Source organism: Roseateles microcysteis (assembly GCF_036880965.1).
In the GTDB taxonomy this organism is placed as follows: Bacteria; Pseudomonadota; Gammaproteobacteria; order Burkholderiales; family Burkholderiaceae_C; genus JAUASW01.
The window spans coordinates 1-1,074 of sequence record NZ_JBAJMV010000015.1; the positions used below are offsets into that span (position 1 = coordinate 1).

1 protein-coding gene is annotated in these 1,074 nt (G+C 61.2%); it reads right to left on the reverse strand.

Going from position 1 to position 1,074, the window contains the following annotated elements:
• Positions 1 to 19 precede the first annotated feature (19 nt).
• Positions 20 to 1,015, reverse strand: coding sequence for an IS110 family RNA-guided transposase (locus V3596_RS21735; RefSeq protein ID WP_334279924.1), 996 nt, complete (start codon positions 1,013 to 1,015; stop codon positions 20 to 22).
• Between the last annotated feature and the right edge of the window lie 59 nt (positions 1,016 to 1,074).

A 1,074-nucleotide genomic window follows, 5' to 3' on the forward strand; every position in this document is an offset into this window, starting at 1 on the left:
GTAAAGACACCGTCTTGAGTCAAGCAGCCAGTGCTGTCCCGTGGGCGGGGTCAAAGGGCTTCTTGGACTTCAGAACGCCGTAGGCGATGGCCAGGAGCTTGTGCATGCAGGCCACGACAACCACCAAACCCGGCTTGTTCTGCGCCTTCAAGCGAGCCCAGAAAGCGGCGATGAGCGGGTTGTACTTGGCAGCCACCATCGCCGGGTAGAACAGCGCCTGGCGTAGCTCTTTGTGCCCCGTGGGATGCGTCCCCCTGCTGCGATTCAGCGAGCTGCCTGATTGCCGGATCATCGGCGACAGGCTTGCATAGGCCACCAGCGCTTTGGCTGAGCTGAAGCGCTCGGGTCTTCCGATGTAGGCCAGTAGCTGCGGGATGGTCTTCTCACCCAGTCCCGGGATCGTCTGCAACAGTTCCTTGCGTCCGCGCAGGTCTGGGTCATCGTCGATGCTCGACTTGATCTGTGCTGTGACTTCCTCGATGGCACCCACCAGACTGTCCACCATGGCCTGGATCGACGGCCGCACCGAGTCATGCGCAACATCCAGCCGATTGAGCTCGGCCTGGCGCATGTCCTGCAGTGTCTGCAGACGCAGCACCAGCGCTTGCAGCCTGCGCAGCCCCAGCGTCGGCGCCTCCCAAAGTTCCAGCTCATGCTTGTGTGCAAAGCGGGCAAGCGCCTTGGCATCCGCGTTGTCGGTCTTGTTGCGTATGCCTTCGGATTCGATGAAGCGCTTGACCCTCAGCGGGTTCACCACGGAGACAGCCACCCCGCTGTCATGCAGGAACACGGCCAGCGCCTCGTGATAGCTGCCCGTTGCTTCCATGCACGCGTGAGCCTCGCTCTTGCCGCCCTGAACGTGAGACTCGATCCAGTCCATCAGTTGGGAAAACCCCGCCGCATCGTTGGCAAAGACCTTCGAGCGGAACTTCCCCTGCGCATCAAGCAAAGCGACATCGAACTTCCTCTTGCTGATATCCACACCTAGCTTCGTTCTCATGACGTTCCTTCGCAAAGCGCTTATCCGACTTGCGCACCCTGATATGCGGGGTCGCCACCGGAGAGGCTCCGGCA